The organism is Sphingomonas sp. 35-24ZXX, from assembly GCF_000786215.1.
GTDB lineage: Bacteria > Pseudomonadota > Alphaproteobacteria > Sphingomonadales > Sphingomonadaceae > Blastomonas.
In genome coordinates this window covers 193,228-211,933 of the sequence record NZ_JROG01000004.1, presented here as the reverse complement: position 1 = coordinate 211,933, position 18,706 = coordinate 193,228, and the positions used below count along the sequence as shown (strand labels likewise).

The following is an 18,706-nucleotide window of genomic DNA, read 5'->3' as shown; positions in this document are numbered from 1 at the left end:
AAGCGACATTGCAGACAGGCTTTCTTCACTGGGCAGGTTTCACCCGCCGGGCTTCATGGGGCAGGCTGGTAGGTCCACAGGGGAACCGGCGCGCCGTTGCACAGGCTGATATACGCGCAGGCCGTGCCCTGTCCATCGCCCTGAGCGGGATCACGCCCCCCGGCAGCATCGTCCGGACGCGATTCGGGCGCCACCAGTACCGGCAGCGGTGCTGACAGACCTTGCAGCAGCTGCATCGGGTTGAGGTTCTCGGGCGGGACCGGAACGATCACCGCACCCTGCACCGGCATGGTGGTGAACGGCACGGCGACGATCGGCGCGGCAGTGTTGCCCGCAGGCTGCGGCGCGGCAGGATTGGCCGGAGGAGTGGCAGCGGGTGCAGGCGCAGCGCCCGAGGCCGTATCCGCAGGCGGATTGGCGGCGGGCGGCACAGTGCCACCGACCGGCGGGACGAAGGTGAAGACCGGCGGCGGATTGGCCGTCCCCCCGGTCGCGGGCGGTGTGCTGCCGGTCGCAGGCGGATCGGCCGCCGGCGGCGTGGCGGGCAGCACGGTCATCACACCAGGGCGATAGGTGATCTGGTAATTGCGCGCGGTCCCGCGCGAGGCGTTGATGATATACTGGCCAGGCGCTGCACTGCCGCCGCCCGAGGAACGCAGCACCAGCCCGGTCACGACATCGGCGGTATCGCCGTTGCGCAGGCCGGAATAGCTGACGGTCAGCACCGGATCGCCGCTGCCCTGCGTCATCGTCAGATTGGTCGCCGTGATCAGCAGCCGCGCCTGGTTGATCGTCAGGCGGCCGGGCACATAGCTGAAATCATAGTTCAGTGCCGATGCGCCCGAAGCCGTGATCGCATAATTGCCGACATCCGAACCGATCAGGGCGGGGGTGCCGAACGTCAGTCCAGAGATGACGCTGGCGTTGTCGCCATTGCGGAAACCCAGGATGCGGGCGCTGAATTCCGGATTGGCAAGGCCATATTCGCGGCTGGCATTGTTGACCCGCACCTGCAGCAGCGCCTTGGTGATGGTCAGCGTGCCGGGCAGATAATCGAAGCGGTAGTTCGCCGCGTTGGCACCCGATCCGGTGATCAGATAGCTGCCGACATTGCTCTGCACCAGTGCTCCGGTGCGCAACCGCAGGCCAGAGACCACGGACGCGTCGTCACCGTTGCGGAACCCCGTGAGGCTGGCGGTCAGCTCGGGATTGGCCGAGCCATAGACCCGGGTCGCATCAGCGATCGCCACCGTCAGCGTGGCAGGCGTGATGGCCAGGGTTCCGGGCACATAATTGAAGTCATAGTTCAGCGCGCTGCCGCCCGACACGCTGATCGCATAGCTGCCGACACCGGTGGCCTGGGTTGCGCTGGTGGCGAGCACCAGACCGGTGACCACCGCGCTGCTGTCGCCGTTGCGCAGGCCGCTGATCATGCTGGTCAGTGCCGGATTGGCTAGGCCATATTCGCGCGTCTTGCTCTCCGCCGTCACGGTGAGCAAGGCCTTGGTGATCGTCAGCGTACCGGGAACGTGCGCAAAGTCATAGTTGGTCGCCGCGCCGCCAGAGGCGGTGATCGCGTAATTGCCGACATTGCTGGCCGACGTGGCGACCGATCCATAGACCAGACCGGAAATCACGCTTGCGGTATCGCCCGCACGCAGGCCACTGATGCTGCCGGTAAACACCGGGTTGGCAAGGCCGTATTCGCGGCTGGCATTGTCTGCCGTGACCGTCAGCAGCGCCTTGGTGATCGTCAGCGTACCCGGGACATAGGCGAAGTTGTAGTTCGCCGCCGCGGCGCCCGATCCGGTGATCGCATAGGCCCCGACATTGCTCGCCGCTGTGGCGACCGAACCATAGGTCAGCCCCGAAACGACGCTGGCGGTGTCGCCCGCACGCAGGCCGGTGATCGTGCCGGTAAACGTCGGATTGGCGAGACCGTATTCGCGGCTGGCATTGTCGGCGGTGACGGTGAGCAAGGCGCGCGTGATCGTCAGCGTGCCAAGCACGTAGCTGAAGTCGTAATTGGTCGCGGTCGCGCCCGAGCCGTTGATCGCGTAGGTGCCGATGCCCGAGTTCAGCACCGCCGTGCTGCCATAGACCAGCCCGTTGATCACGCTGGTTGTGTCGCCGTTACGGAAGCCCGTCACGCTGCCCGTGAACACCGGGTTGGCCAAGCCATATTCGCGCATGGCGTTGTCGGCCGTCACGGTCAGCAGGGCCCTGGTGATCGTCAACGTGCCCGGAACGTAGGCGAAGTCATAATTTGTGGCAGATCCACCCGACGCGGTGATCGCGAACGTTCCGACGTTGCTCGCGGTCGTCGCCGACGTGTCATAAACCAGGCCGCTGACCACCGCGTTGTTATCACCATTGCGCAGGCCGCTGATCGTGCCCGTGAAAACAGGGTTGGCAAGACCGTATTCGCGGCTCGCGTTGTCTGCAGTCACGGTCAGCAGTGCCTTGGTGATCGTCAACGTACCCGGCGCATAGGCGAAGTCGTAGTTTGCCGCCGCGCCGCCCGAGGCTGTGATCGCGAACGTGCCGACGTTGCTCGAGGCCGTGGCCGCCGTGCCGTAGACCAGGCCGCTCACCACGCTGGCGGTGTCGCCCGCACGCAGGCCGCTGATCGTGCCGGTAAACGTCGGGTTGGCAAGGCCGTATTCGCGGCTCGCATTGTCGGCGGTCACCGTGAGCAAGGCGCGCGTGATCGTCAGCGTGCCAGGGACATAGCTGAAGTCGTAATTGGTCGATGTCGCGCCCGAGCCGTTGATCGCGTAAGTGCCGATGCCCGAGTTCAGCACCGCCGTGCTGCCATAAACGAGGCCGCTGACGACGCTGGCAGTGTCAGAGTTGCGGAAGCCGGTGATCGATCCGGTAAAGGTCGGATCGGCCAGGCCATACTCCCGGGTGGCGTTGTTCGCCGTGACGGTGAGCAGCGCACGCGTGATCGTCAATGTGCCGGGGACATAGGCGAAGTCGTAATTCGTCGCGGTCGCGCCTGATCCCGTGATCGCGAACGTTCCGACGTTCGACGCCACTGTGGCTGCTGAACCGTAGACCAGGCCGCTGATGACGCTTGCGGTATCCGAGTTGCGGAAGCCCGTTACCGAACCGGTGAACGTCGGGTTGGCAAGGCCGTATTCGCGGCTGGCGTTGTCGGCGGTCACGGTGAGCAAGGCCTTGGTGATCGTCAACGTACCCGGCGCATAGGCGAAGTCGTAGTTTGCCGCCGCGCCGCCCGAGGCTGTGATCGCGAACGTGCCGACGTTGCTCGAGGCCGTGGCCGCCGTGCCGTAGACCAGGCCGCTCACCACGCTGGCGGTGTCGCCCGCACGCAGGCCGCTGATCGTGCCGGTAAACGTCGGGTTGGCAAGGCCGTATTCGCGGCTCGCATTGTCGGCGGTGACGGTGAGCAGCGCGCGCGTGATCGTCAGCGTGCCGGGGACATAGGCGAAGTCGTAGTTGGTGGCGGTCGCGCCAGAACCATTGATGGCGTAGGTGCCGATGCCCGAGTTCAGCACCGCCGTGCTGCCATAGACCAGGCCGCTGACGACGCTGGCTGTGTCGGAGTTGCGGAAGCCAGTGATCGACCCGGTGAAAGTCGGATCGGCCAGGCCGTACTCCCGGGTGGCGCTATCCGCTGTCACCGTGAGAAGCGCCTTGGTGATCGTCAGCGTACCCGGGACGTAGGCGAAGTCGTAGTTCGTCGCGGTCGCGCCGCTGCCGGTGATCGCATAGGTGCCCGCATTCGAAGTGATGCCGGCAACGGTGTTGTAGACCAAGCCCGAGACCACGCTTGCGGTATCGCTGTTGCGGAAACCGGTGATCGATCCGGTGAAGGTCGGGTTTGCAAGGCCGTATTCGCGGCTGGCATTGTCTGCAGTCACGGTCAGCAGTGCCTTGGTGATCGTCAGCGTGCCCGGCGCATAGGCGAAGTCGTAGTTCGCTGCCGCGCCGCCCGAGGCTGTGATTGCGAACGTGCCGACATTCGATGCAGCGGTCGCCGCCGTGCCATAGACCAGGCCGCTGACCACGCTGGCGGTGTCGCCCGCACGCAGGCCGCTGATCGTGCCGGTAAACGTCGGATTGGCAAGACCGTACTCGCGGCTCGCATTGTCGGCAGTCACCGTGAGAAGCGCGCGCGTGATCGTCAGCGTGCCGGGGACATAGGCGAAGTCGTAATTGGTCGATGTCGCGCCCGAGCCGTTGATGGCGTAAGTGCCGATGCCCGAGTTCAGCACTGCGGTGCTGCCATAGACCAGGCCGCTGACGACGTTGGCCGTGTCGGAGTTGCGGAAGCCGGTTATCGACCCGGTAAAGGTCGGATCGGCCAGGCCATATTCGCGCGTGGCGTTATCCGCTGTCACCGTCAGCAAGGCCTTGGTGATCGTCAGCGTACCCGGGACATAGGCAAAATCGTAGTTTGTCGCGGTCGCACCGCTGCCGGTGATCGCATATGTGCCGGCGTTAGAGGTAATGTCAGCCACCGAGCCATAGACGAGGCCCGAGATCACGCTGTCGGTATCGCTGTTGCGGAAACCGGCGATGCTGCCCGTGAAGGTCGGGTTGGCGAGGCCATACTCGCGGCTGGCGTTGTCCGCCGTCACCGTCAGCAGTGCCTTGGTGATCGTCAGCGTGCCGGGAACGTAATCGATGTCATAATTTAGGGTGAAGATATCGCCCAGAGTGATGGCGTAGGTTCCGACGTCCGAGGTGATATCGGCCAGCGTATCGAAGCTGGGTCCGCTCAGGATGACCCCTTCGTCATCGCCATTGACGAAGCCGGAATAGGTCACGGTGAAGGCGGGGTTGGCATCGCCATACTGGCGCGTCTGGTCGTCCGCCCGCGCGGTGAGCAGCGCGCGCAGCGTCGTCAGCGCTCCGGCGACGAAATCGAAGCCATAGCCGACATCGGAAAACAGGCTGCCCTGTTCGATGAGGATCGAATCGATACCGGCGTTGCCCGACCCTGTGTCGAACAGGTTGGGCATCCCGCTGAACGCGTAGAAATCGCTGTCGCCATTGACCAGCCCGGTGAACTGGAAGGTATAGGCTGGCGAGCCCTGGCCGTAGGTGCGGGTGGCATCATCGGCGGTGAAGGTCAGGATCGGCTGGCGCGAAAAGATGAACAAGTTGCCCGCAAAGCCGCCAGGTGACACGTTGTTGTACAGATTGTCGCCAACCAGCCCGCCGCGATCGATCACCTCATAATCGGTGGAATAGACGAGGAATCGGCCCCCGCCGGTCAGGTTGAAGACGCCCGCCCCGGCGAGGTTGGTGAAGATATCGCTTTCGACGACAATCGCATCGCCCGCGCCGCTGGCGGTGAGCAGAGCGTTGGCATTGAGGTCAACCGCACGGTTGCCCGAAACTCCCAGATTCTGGATCGCGATGGAACTCGCGGTGATTGAACCTACGCTGATCCCGCCGCTGCTGGAAAAGGTCTTGTCGTCGCCGGCCAGGATGCTGAGGCTGACGGACCCGCTGCCTGCATCCACAAAGCCATCCGGACTGAACGAAATCACAGCATCACCGGGATCCCGGAACGCATCGATCACGCCACCTGTCAGGAATTCATTGGCGACCGCTGTGAAATTGCCGCCGTCGGTGGCAATACCGGCGTTGATCAGAATAGAGCGACCGGCGCGGAACGTGAGATTGCCGCCGTTGCCCGAAGGATTGTCGACCAGGATCGCAGAGGTGACCGTAATGTCGTTGTTGGCCTGCAGTTCGACCGCGGTTCCACCCGCAAGGATCGTCGCGAGGGCACTCGCGCTGATCGTGACATCCGCACCGGGATTGTCGGCAAAATTCAGGCCCGGAAGCGCGCCGCCGCTGAGTGCGAAGAAATAGACCGCACCCGAGCCGGTAACCTGATTGTCCGGACCGTCATCGCCGACCGCGCCGATGACCAGCCGGCCCGTGTCGATCGAGATCGCGCTGCCGAACAGGTCCCCGTCGGCGATCCCCGCGACGTCGATATCGCCCTCTGTCTCGAAGCCATTGCCGAAACGGTTGTTGCGCGCCGGATCGGCGACAAAACCGGTGTCGGAGAACGAGAACAGATGGACCACGCCTGCCTTGACGAAGCTGCTGGCAACGGGCTGATCGAAGGTCGCACCGACCGCCAGCAGATTGTCCTTGAGCGCCACCGCGCTGCCGAAGCGCTCGTTCGCCGCAAGCCCGTTGACTCCGTTGGCGCCTGTATATTGCGCGCCGAGGGTCCGCGCCAGCGCGGGCGTCGAAAACGCGCTGTCGGCGAAGGTGAACAGGTAGACCGCGCCCGCATTGGTCACGGCATCGGCCAGCCCGTCATCCAGCGCCGCGCCCACGGCCAGCCGGTCGCCATCCAGCGAGACCGACGAACCAAAGGCGTCGGAAATGCCGAGCGTTCCGGTCAGGTCGAAATCGCCTGCCCCGGAATATCCGCGGCCGATATTGCCGGCGAGAGTTGGCGTTGAAAACGCCATGTCGGCAAAATTGAACAGATAGACCGCGCCCGTATCCGGTGTGCCGTCGTCGATGCCGTCGTCACCGACCGCGCCGATGGCGAGGCGCGTGCCACTAAGCGAGATGCCCGAGCCGAGCTGATCTCCGGTATCCAGGCTGATCCCGAAATTGTTGCCGCCTGCATAGCCCAGGCCGATGATCGACGCGAGCGCAGGTGTCGTGAACGCCGCATCGGCAAAGGTGAACAGATAGGCCGCACCTGCCCCGCCCCGGCTGGCGCTGGCGCCCGCATCGCCGCTGGCACCGACGGCCAGCCGGTCGCCGTCGAGCGAGACCGCGGTGCCGAACAGCGTCCCTTCACGAAGCTCTGACACCGAGAGGTTCTTGCCGCCGGTATAGCCTGCGCCAATGATGCCCTGCAGCGAAGGCGCGGCGAAATCGGCATCGGCAAAGGTGAACAGATAGACCGCGCCTGAATCAATGAGGCTGTCGCCCAGGCCATCGTCGCCCGGCGCGCCGACCGCCAGCCGGTTGCCGTTGAGCGAGATGGCCGCACCAAAGGCATCGGCCGCCGCCAGCGGGTTGACCGACGTGTTTACCCCGCGCGTGTAGCCTGCCCCGATATTGCCGCGAAGCTGCATGCTGCTGAAATTGAGCGGATTGAAGTTGAACAGATAGACCGCGCCGGAGTCGGTCGATGCTGCTCCGTTGCCAAAGCCGTCATCGCCCGCCGCGCCCACCACCAGGCGGCCGCCCTTCAGCGATAGCGCAGATCCGAACTCATCGAAGGCGTCGAGCTCGACATCTAGATCAAGATTCGCGCCGAAATTGGGAGCGCCCTTGGCCAGAACTTCGGCGATGGTGCCGCCGCTGAACACTGTGTCGGTGAAGGTCAGCAGATAGACCGCACCCGATCCGGCGGGACTGGCGATCGCGCTGACGATACCCGGCCCGCCAATGGCGAGATTGGTGCCATCCAGCGCGATGGAGCTGCCGAAGAAACTTCCGGATGCAAAGCCGAACGGCGTCAGCACCGTATCGACATCGCCAGCGCCGGAGTAGCTGGCACCGACGATACCGCGCTGAACCGCGTTCGTGAAATTCACGTCATCGAACGTGAACAGATAGGCGGCGCCCGACTCGATCAGGCCATTGCCGCTGCCATCATCGCCGCGCGCACCCACCGCCAGCCGGGTGCCGTCGAGCGACAGGGCCGATGCAAAGAGGTCGCCGACGTCCAGCGCCACATTGAAGTTGTTGCCGCCGGTATAGCCCGCGCCGAGGGTGCCAGCGAGCGTACCGCTCAGGAAAAACGCGTCGGCGAAGGTGAAGAGATAGGCGGCGCCGCTGTCGGCGAGGCTGTTGCCATTGCCATCGTCGCCGGGTGCGCCGACCGCCAGGCCGAAGTCCTTCAGCGATACCGAACTTCCGAACTGGTCATTATCTTCCAGCGTCGAGGCGAGGCTGACATTCTTGCCGCCGGTATAGCCCGAACCAATGATCCCCTCGAGCGCGCCTCCGGCAAACAGCACATCGGCAAAGCTGAACAGATAGACCGCGCCACCCGCCGTCAGCCCGTTACCGGCCCCGTCATCCCCGGGGGCGCCGACCGCCAGACGATTGCCATCGAGCGAGACCGCGCTGCCGAAATTGTCGTTGGCATCGATCTGCGTCACGAACAGATTCTTGCCGCCGACATAGCCATGGCCGATCACCGCTTCCAGGCTGGCGCCGCTGAAGTCCGAATCGTTGGCAAAGGTGAACAGATAGACCGCACCGGCATTGGTCAGGCCATCGATCGACCCGTCGTCATTGGGCGCACCGATGGCGAGGCGGAAGCTGTCCAGCGACAGCGCGCTGCCAAACCCGTCCCCGCCCCCGACCTGCGCGGATGTCGGCGTGACCGGGGCTGCCAGATCCAGCCCAACAGTCGAGCGGTAGCCTGCGCCAATCGTGCCCACGAGCTTGCCGCCGTTGAAGTCGGCATCGGCAAACGTGAAAAGATACATCGCGCCTGTATTGGTTTGCGCGTTGTTCGGCCCGTCATCGTCTCGCGCGCCCACTACCATCCGGTTGCCATCCAGCGCCACCGAGGTACCGAACAGATCAAATACATCCAATGGGACAGCAATGGTCTTGCCACCGGTGTAACCCGAACCGATCGTCGCCTCGCGCACAGCTCCGCCAAACGACTCGTCGGCAAAGCTGAACAGGTAAACCGCCCCGGGATCGGGCAGGCCGTTGCCGAAGCCGTCGTCGCCCGGCGCGCCGACCGCCAGCCTATTGCCATCGAGCGACAATGCGCTGCCGAACCCGTCGAAGGTATCCAGCGTCGCTATGTCAAACGCGCTTCCGGGCACATCAAAGCCCCGGCCAATGATGCCTGGAAGATTGACTCCGCCAAAGTCCGCATCGGCGAATGTGAGCAGATACACTGCGCCGCTGTCTGCAGAGACGTTGGCAAAACCATTGCTGCCCGCAGCGCCGCCAGCCAACCGCAAGCCGCTCAAGGCAACGGCAGAACCGAAATTGTCGCCAGGCCTCAGCCCCTGGTCGCCGCCCGAGATATTGATACCCGGGCCGGTATTGTATCGACCGATCCGAACGGAAACGGCGGGTGCGTTGAACAGGTCATCGACGAAACTGAACACATAGATCGCGCCGACGTCCGCACTATCACCGTTTTCGCCGTCATCGCCCGTGGCGCCAACAGCAAGCCGGAATCGCCCGAGCTGCTGGTCAAGCGACAGCGATGCGCCGAACTGATCACCTGTTTCGAGCCCGGCCACATCCAAGCTGCTGCCGCCGGCATAGCCCTGACCCAGAATGCCGCGTTGCTCCGCATCGGAAAAGGCGAGGTCGGCAAACGAGAACAGATACACTGCGCCGGCATTGTCTGCGCTGTTTGCCGCCCCATCGTCACCCCTTGCGCCGACCGCCAGCTGCGTGCCCCGCAATGACACCGCGCCGCCGAAAAAGTCGTCGGCATCGAGGCTTGCAACGGAGAGGTTCTTGCCGCCTGTATAGCCGTTGCCGATAGTCGACTGCAGCACCGGCGCGCCGAACGCCAAATCGGCGAAGGTGAACAGGTAGACCGCGCCGGAAAATGGCAAGAGGCTCGATGCACCGGCATCGAACGATGAGCCGATGGCAAGCCGTAATCCGTCCAGCGCCACGGAAGTGGCGAACTGCTCGTCAGATGCGATGCCCTGCGCCGCCAGCGAACTGGCGACCCCGTTGCCATAGCCGCTGCCGATCGTTCCGGCGAGCGCCAGCCCGCCACCCAGGCCGTTGCTGGCCGCCGTGAACAGATAGGCCGCGCCCATCGCTGAGCGGTCCTCAAAGACGCCATCATCCCCGGGAGCGCCCACCACCAGGCGACCTGCATTGAGGGTCAGGCCCGTGCCGAACCGGTCCCCGCTTTCCAGGCCGGACACCGACAACTCGCCACCGCCGGCATAGCCCCGCCCCACCCTGCCCAGCGAAAAGATGAACGTGTAGCTGCTGTCTTGGAATGCCAGCTGATAGACCGCACCGGTGTTGGGGCCGGAGCGGTTGCTGGCTCCTTCATCGCCCGGTGCACCAATGACCAGTTGCAGACCGTCGAACGCCAGCGCTGCGCCGAAATCATCGCCGACCTCGAGGCTTCCGATCGAGACATCGAACGGCGTGCCCGAACCGACGACATAATCGAGACCTATGGTGCTGTTGAGCGTCGGGCCATCGAAATCGACATCGGCGAACAGGAAGGTATAGACCGCCCCGACCGGGCCGGGCGCCACGTTGAAATTGCCCTGATCCCCCGGAGCCCCGACGACAAGCGCCAGCCCGCTTTGTGCCACGGCGGTTCCGAACCTGTCGTTGGCGTCCAGAGCGGTGAGGTCAAAGTCGCCCGCTAGTCCGCTGTAGTTGACGCCGATCGTCCCGGCCCGCTCCCCGCCATTGAAGCCAAGGTTGGTGAAATTGAACAGGATGGCGGCACCGGCATCGGTAGCCACATTCGAAACGCCATCATCGCCCGGCGTGCCCACCGCCAGCTGCGTCCCTGCCAACGAGACGCTGGTGCCAAAGGCATCATCCGCATCGAGCGCCACCGCGACATTCTTGAAGCCGGTATAATCCCGGCCGACGCGCGCCTCGAGCACGGGGCTGCCAAAGCTGGTATCGGCAAAGCTGAACAGATAGACCGCGCCGGCACCGGTCGTGTCGTTGTTCGCGCCGTTGTCGCCTGGGGCGCCGACCGCAAGCCGCAAGCCGTCGATAGAGAGCGACGCGCCGAAGCGGTCGCCGTTTTCCAGCAGCGAGACGTCGAAATTGCCCGCGCCGCCATAACCGCGGCCCAGTATCCCTGTAAGCGTCGGCGTCGAAAAGGCGGCATCGGCGAAGGTGAAAAGATACACCGCTCCGATGTCGTTGCCTCCGCCGCCAGCCGCAGGCGCACCAGGCACGCCGATCGCCAGCCGGTTGCCGAGCAGTGCCACCGAAGCGCCGAGATTGTCGTCCAGATCCCCCAGCAGATCCAGATTCTTGGCCGGACCATAGCCGGTGCCCAGAGTTCCGGTCAGGGAAAGGCTGCCAAAGCTGCTGTTGGCAAAGCGGAAGAGATATACCCCGCCGGCATCGCCGGTGGTGTTCTGCACCCCGTCATCGCCGATGGCGCCCACCGCCAGCCGGTTCTGGTTCAGCGAGACCGACGAGCCGAAAAAGTCGTCGACCTCCAGCTTGCCGATCGGATGGTCGTTGTCGCCGCCATAGCCCGCGCCCAGAATGCCGAACTGGCCGTAAGTGTCGCCGCTGTCGAGGAACAGATAGACCGCGCCTGCACTTTCGATCGACCCCGTTAGCCCGCCATCGCCGATGGCACCGATAGCCAGCTGGTCTTCGAACACCGATACCGAACTGCCGAAGCGGTCGAAATCGGCGACGCTGGTGACGTTGGTATCGTTGGTACCAGTATAGCCCGCGCCGATCGTGCGGGAAAGGCTTGGCGTACCGAACAGCAGGGTACCGAATTGGAACCCATAGACCGCACCGGCGCTGGAGAGCGAATTGCCGGCCCCCCGGTCACCCGGCGCCCCTGCGAACAGCCGCAGCCCATCGAGCGCGACGCCAGTCCCGAAAAGGTCCAAGCCGTCCAGGCTCGCCGAGATATCCAGATCCTTGAGACCTGCAACATAGCCCAGGCCGATCGTACCCTCTAGCACGCCGCCGCTGAACACGCTGTCGGTGAAACTGAACAGATAGACCGCCCCCACATCGGAGGCAGGATTGGTGAAGCCGTCATCGCCCGGGGCGCCGACAGCCAGCCGATTCTGATCAAGCGACACGGATCGGCCGAAGCCGTCGTTCACGGCAAGGTTCGCAACCGCTATGTCCCTGATGCCGGCATAGCCCGACCCGACCGTCGCCTCCAGCGCGCCGCCGCCGAACAGCTGATCGGTAAAGGTAAACAGATAGACCGCACCGGTGCCCTCGCCCGCACCGTTGCTGGCGCCCTCGTCGCCCGGCGCGCCGACCGCCAGTTGCAGGCCATCGAGCGACACCGCCGAACCGAACAGGTCGGATGCTTCCAGCTGGCCCATCGCGATGTTCTTGCCGCCGGTATAACCGCTGCCGATAATCGCCTGCAGCACCGGCGAACCGAAGCCCAGATCGGCAAAGCTGAACAGATAGACCGCCCCGGACTGGAGCTGCCCTTCGCTGGCACCATCGTCGAACGGCGCACCGACGGCCAGGCGGGTTCCGTCGAGCGACACACTGCCCCCGAACTGGTCGCCGGAATCGAGCCGCCCGACCGAGACGCCGCGCTGCCCGGAATAGCCCGCGCCAAGCGTATCGTGGAGCCGGACACCGGAGAAATTGTTGCCGGCAAAGCTGAACAGATAGGCTGCACCCGAGCTGGGTGCGCTGTTGAGCAATCCAGGATTGCCGGGCGCGCCGACCACCAGCCGACCGGCATCGAAGGACACGGCGCTGCCAAAGTCTTCACTCTTGGCGAGCTTGACCGAAAAGCCCGCGGCATAATCGGCGCCGATGATGCCCGGCTGGGCAATCCCGTTGAAGGCGATGTCATTGGAGGTGAACAGATAGACTGCGCCGGCATCGTTCTGCGTGTCGAAGCGGCCGTCGTCGCCCGGGGCACCCACGACCAGCTGCAGCCCGCTAAGCGACACCGCGCTGCCGAACGCGTCGCCCGCAGCGAGGTTCAGCGGTATGAAATCGCTGGCCCCGACATATCCGATACCAATCCGCGCGCTGACCGTGCCGCCGGTGTAGCTGCTGTCGCCAAAGGTCAGCAGATAGACCGTACCCGACCCGGATGCGCCATTGCCGAAGCCATCGTCGCCCGGCGCGCCGACCGCCAGACGCAGCCCGTCGAGCGACACCGCGCTGCCGAACAGGTCTGCTTGCTCGATGTCGACCACATCGACATTGGTGCCGCCGTCATAGCCCTTGCCGATGGTCGCAAGCAGGCTGGGATTGGTGCTGCCCAGATCAATGATGTGGACCGCGCCCGCACTGTTCAGCGGTGCCATCGGGTCATTGCCGGGATCGCCGGTTGCGCCCACCGCGATGACATTGCCGCTAAGCGACACCGCGGCCCCGAACTGGGCGCCCTCGCTGGCGATTAGACCTGGCGCAAAGGATTCGAAACTCAGCACGCTGGTGGCCAGCCCCGCGAAGAAATCGGGCGAGTCGAACGCGAACAGGTAGACCGCGCCCGCCCCCAGCGCATCGTTGTTGCGGCCATTGTCGCCGGGCGCGCCGACCGCCAGGTTGAGGCCATCGAGCGAGACCGAGGTTCCGAAAAAGTCGCCGCTCGCCAACCGCGGGACCGACAAGTTCCTGCCGCCGGTATAGCCTGCGCCGATCGTCGCCTGGAGCGTGGGGGCGCTGAACAGCGCATCGCCGAAGGTGAACAGATAGACCGCGCCAGCGCCCGGCTTGTCGTTGAACGCTCCGCCATCGTTGGCGGCGCCCACCGCCAGCCGGTTGCCATCGAGCGACACCGCCGCGCCAAACCGGTCGAAGTCATTCAGCCCGCTGCCAATCAGCGACACCGCGTTGAAATCGGCATAGCCCGCGCCCAATGTGCCGACCTGACGACCATCGTTGAAGTCGCCATCCCCGAAGGTGAAAAGGTAGACCGCGCCGGCATCGGTGAGCGCATTGCTGCGCCCGTCATCGTTGCTGACGCCCAGTACCAGCCCGTTGAACCCGAGAGACAGCGAGAAAATCGTATCGCCTGCCTCCAGCCCTGCAACGCTCAGGTTTCTGCCGCCGAGGCTGCCATAGTCTGCCCCAATGATTCCAGCCAGCAGCGGCCCCTGGAAAAAGGGAGCGGAGAAGGTGAACAGATAGGCCGCACCGCTATCGGTTGCGGTGTCGGCCAGACCGTCGTCCCCATCGGCGAGAACCGCAAAGCTTGCCCCGCCGATCAGCCCCAGCGACGCACCAAACCGGTCTTCGGCCTCCTGACCGAGCGCAACGTCGTTCGGGCCGGAATAGTCGAAACCCAAAGTCGATTCGAGGGACGCGCCGGTGAAGTCGAACGACGAGAAGCTGTAGAGATAGGCGGCGCCATAATCGAAGGTGCCGCCGCCCTGGCCGCCGCCCTGGCCGTCGTCGCCGGGCGCTCCCACCGCCAGACCCAAGCCCGACAACGAGACCGCCGTGCCGAAGAAATCGCCGGCTTCGAGCGTGACATCGACATTCTTGCCGCCGGTATAGCCTGCGCCCATGATGGCTTCGAGCACCGGGGCGTTGAACAGCGAATCGGCAAAGGTGAACAGATAGACCGCGCCGGCATCCATCACGTTGTCACCAGCGCCGTTGTCGGCCAGCGCCCCTACCGCCAGACGGTCGCCGTTGAGCGAGACACTGCTGCCGAAACCGTCGAGAACTTCCAGATTGGTGACATCCAGGCTGGCCGACCCGCTGAACCCGGAGCCGAGGATCCCGCTGACCGCGCCGCCATTGAACGCCAGATCGCCGAACGCGATCAGATAGACCACACCGGAATCGGCGGCGCCGCCCGCGAGCGGATTGCCGCTGGCAAACGGCGCGCCGACCGCAAGCCGCGTGTCCGCGAGCGAGACCGAAAACCCGAATTGTTCGCCCGCGTTCAGGGACGCGACAGAGACGTTCTTGCCGCCGGTATAGCCCCTGCCGACAATGCTGCTCAGGATCGGAGCGCCGAAGCTTTCATCCTCGAAGGTGAAAAGATAGACCGCACCGGTGTCGTTGCCGGCGCCGTCCGCGCCGTCATCCAGCGGCACGCCGACCGCCAGCCGATTGCCGTCGAGCGACACGGCGGTGCCGAAGCTGTCGCCTGCCTTCAGCCCAGGCTGCGGCGCTGAAGGTCCGGGAAAGCTGCTGGCAAAGGCCTGCAGCACCAAGCCATATTGGCTGGGCGAGTTAGTGGCATCGGCGATGATGATGTTCTTCGGGTCGAGCAGCAACTTGCCGCCGCGCTGGCCATCGCGCGCGGTTTCCACCGTGCCGCGATAGACAAGCGTTTCCTTGCCCGAGATCTCGATCTGTCCGCCAAGCCCGCCGACCAGACCGCCGCGCGCGATCGCATTGCCAAGGAACGTCGTCTTCTCGTCCGACCAGACGACGATCTCGCCGGCATTGCCGCGCATGCCGATCGCGGACACGTCGATGGTCACCGCATCGGTCGCCACCAGGGTGCGCGCGTTCAGCAGCTCGTCCACGGACAGCGCCTTGCCGCCCTGGAACTCGCCGCCCAGCCGGACACGGCCGCCACGAATGCCCCCCTGCGCGTAGAATTGCGCCGAGAACAGGTCGAGCCTGGGCGCGCTGACATCGATGTTGCCGCCAAAGCCGTGGCTGCCCGAGGCGCGGAACTTGCCCGAAGAGATGATCTGCTGATCCGACGTATAGCGGATCGTGCCGCCGTGCAGGCCGCTTGCATCGATGAACGCATCGCCGGTGTCGATCGCCCGGCGCGTGGTGTGGATATCGACGCTGCCGCCCTTGCCGAGCCCGGCATTGACCGTGATCCGCCCTGCCAGCGAAAAACCGCCGGCATCGAGCTTGATCTTGCCGCCCGCCTCGGCACCGCTGGCCGAAAGGATCGAGCCGAACGACAGGAAATCGCTGCCGGTGATATGCGCGGTGCCGCCGGTCTTGCTGCCATCCAGGTTGATCGTGCCGTCAAGGATGGTGCGCGCGGCGTTGATGCTGAGCGTGCCGCCGGTGCCGTTGGTCGCCATCGCCTGGCCGGGAGCCGATCCGGCATCGCCGTCGAGCGATCCGACCCATCCGATGTTGCTGCTATTGCCATCCTTGGCCGAGCGCGCCGCGGCCACCGCCGCATTGGTGCCCGACGACAGGTCCATTGCGACATTCTTGCCGACCTGCACCTCGCCCGGCGCGGCGATGGTTACCTTGGCAGCGACCAGCGAAACCTTGCCGTCCGCACCGACCTGCATCGCCGACGCCTGCGGCGTGCCGATGCGCACCGACTGGTTGACCAGATCGCGCGCCGCCGACGCGGTGATCTGCAGCGATCCGCCGCGGGCATCGACCACGCCGTCGATCGCGACCAGCGCGCCCTTGTCGTCGATCTGCTTCACCGCATCGCCGACCTGGAAGCGGATCAGGTTGTCGCCGTGCAGATCGAGCGTGAAGGCCTGCGCTCCGCCGAAGGCGATGCGGCCCATCTGCGCGGTGATGATGCCGTCATTGGCGACCTGCGGCGCGACAAAGGCGGCAATGCCGGCATCGCGCACGGTGATCGTGCCGTGATTGATGACCTTCGCCCCGGCGCGGCCCGGCGTGCCGAAGCGCAGCGCCCCGCCGCCCATGAACGCCTCGTTGGCGATGTCCGCACTGCTCGCGACCAGGCTTGCGACATCGACCTTCGCATCCTTGCCGAAGACGATGCCGTTGCCGTTGATCAGATAGATCTGACCATTGGCGGTGAGTTCGCCCATGATCTGGCTGATTTCCGGCCCGGTCACCCGGTTGAGCGCGATCGAGCGCGCATTGGGCTGGCGGAAATCGACGCCCTGCCCGAGATTGATCGAGAAATTGTCCCAGTTGATGACCACCCGGTCGCTCGACTGGTCGATCCGCACCCGGTCGGTACCCTGGCCGTTGATCGACGCGCTGCCCGCCACCACCGTGCCGCCGCTGGGATTGGCCATCGCGGTTTGCGCGGAGACGAACGCGAGCCCCGCCACCCCGGTCCGCAATGCCATCTGCCAATGGGCCAAGCGTCGGGCGCGCTGGTCAATCGTGCGGTAAATGCTCATCGCGTCGCCCCGATCGAGAAGAAGATTCGCGGATCGCTGCTGCCGTCCGGCGTGAAGCGCGACTTGCCCGGCCAAGCGGCATAGATCTCGCCGAACAGGCCGTAGGGCAGCGCGACGCGCGATCCGCCGCCCGCCGACCACAATTCGGTGACGCGCAGCTCGGCAAAATCGAGACGGCCGCTCTGGCGCAGGATGCCCGCATCGACGAACACGAACGGCTGCAGGGTGACCGGCCCGAAGGTCAGGCGGTCGTTGAGCTCCATCGCGACATTGAAACAATGGTCGCCGCCGGCGGCACCATAGTCATAGGCCCGGCCGAACCGGTCGCCGCCGAAATTGCACTCGCGCGAGGCCGAGGCGCCGCCGTTGAGGCCCATTTGCGCCTCGGCATTGACCCGCACCCGGGCCGTGCCGATCAGCGGCGCGGTCCATACCAACGAGGCGTTGGCCGCGGTGAATTCGGGATCGCCCTGGGTGCGGCTGCGCAACGGGTTGAACCGCCCGGTCGCCCCCAGACCATTGAGACCCTGGCTGACGCCCAGCCGCAGCAGCCCGGTGCTGCCATCGGCAGATGCCCAGTCGTAGCTACCGTACAGCTCGTAGAAGCGGCTGCGGTCATCGATCAGCGTCACACCGAAGATGCCGCTGTCCGAATTGATCGCGGTGCCTTCCAGCCCGACGATCAGGCTGGAATTGCGGGTTCGGCGCAAGGGATAGCTCAGCCCTGCACGAACGACCTCTTCCTCGCCGCGGAACTGCAGGATCGAGAGGAAGCCGCGCACGGCGCGCGACCGGGCGCGCGAATAGGATATCGTGCCCACCAGCCCGTCATCGGTGATCGGCGCGCTGTACTGCGCATATCCCGAAATGAAGCCATCTGTCGGCAGGGTGGCGCGTGCATCGAGCACCAGCTGGTCGCCCGGCACCAGTAGCGAATTGGCGGTCGCGCCGGCACGGTAGCGGCGCTCGCCGAGGTTGTCGCGGATGCGGTTGTCGAACTGCGCTTCGAGCACCACCGGATCGAGATCGACCACCACCAGCAGATTGGCCGCCCCCGGCGTGGTCTCGGACGGACGCACCACCACCGAGACGTCCATGCCACCGAGGTCGCCCGCGGTCAGGATGGCGCGTTCGAGCTCGTCGACCATCACCGGCCCGCGCTTGATCAGCGGGGTGAACCGGCGGCGGATCATGTCGGTCAGGCGGGTTTCACCCACCAGCCCCGCGCCCGACTTGAGCTGGACTTCGAGCGCATCGACGCTGCCCTCGACCACCTGCAGTACGACGACGCCATCGGCGACCTCCTGCGCGGGCACGATGGCAAACGACAGCGCAAAGCCGGCCTCGGCATAGACACGGGTCAGCAGATCGGCGGCGCGATAGATGTCCGCCAGCGTCAGCTCCTGGCCCAGAAACGGCGCGAGCGGTGCCTGCAGCCGGTCTTCATCCAGATAGTTGAAGCCCAGGATGCGAAATTTCGTGACGCGGACCTTGGCGGTATCGTCGACGGTGCTGGGGTCGGTGCGCGGCCGGTCGATGGTAAAGGGCGTGCGCGGTGTCGAGAGCGGAACCTCCGGCGCGCGGTTCTCGCGCTCGAACGTTCCTGCAGGCGGGCGGACCGCCCCGGGAAATGCCTGCGCGGATACGACAGAGGGAAGCAGCATGTCGCAAAGACCAGCGGCCACAGCGCACACGCGTATCATGGCGGACAGCCGTCCGCGCCCTTGAATCAATGTCCGCGAGATCGCCATGCGGTTATCATGTTCCATAACCCCGAAGGGCAAGAGAGGGTGCGACCCCGTCTCGGAACGTCAGAAAAGGACCCGGATTTCCGGTACCAGATCCCGAGTATCTGCCGAGTGCGGCAGGTCACTCGGGGCTGACGACCGGACCTTCATCCGATAACCCATATCCTGCAAGGATGAACCGCTTCGTTATGAAATCAGCAAACCCCGCCCCTGGGCGCGATT

General features: G+C 65.1%; 2 protein-coding genes. Both read right to left on the bottom strand.

Features of this window, described 5'->3' with window-relative positions:
• Positions 1-53: 53 nt before the first annotated feature.
• The gene (locus LI72_RS20020; RefSeq protein WP_033925607.1) at positions 54-16,682 is read right to left on the bottom strand and encodes an MBG domain-containing protein; all 16,629 of its coding nucleotides are present in this window, start codon (positions 16,680-16,682) and stop codon (positions 54-56) included.
• A gap of 50 nt (positions 16,683-16,732) precedes the next feature.
• Positions 16,733-18,400: a ShlB/FhaC/HecB family hemolysin secretion/activation protein gene (locus LI72_RS09180; RefSeq protein ID WP_033925606.1), complete on the bottom strand. Its 1,668-nt coding sequence runs from the start codon at positions 18,398-18,400 to the stop codon at positions 16,733-16,735.
• Between the last annotated feature and the right edge of the window lie 306 nt (positions 18,401-18,706).

Coding starts and splice junctions, on each gene's coding strand:
- LI72_RS09180 (WP_033925606.1), bottom strand. CDS start 18,400: ATGCTGCTTCCCTCTGTCGTATCCGCGCAGGCATTTCCCGGGGCGGTC.
- LI72_RS20020 (WP_033925607.1), bottom strand. CDS start 16,682: ATGGCATTGCGGACCGGGGTGGCGGGGCTCGCGTTCGTCTCCGCGCAA.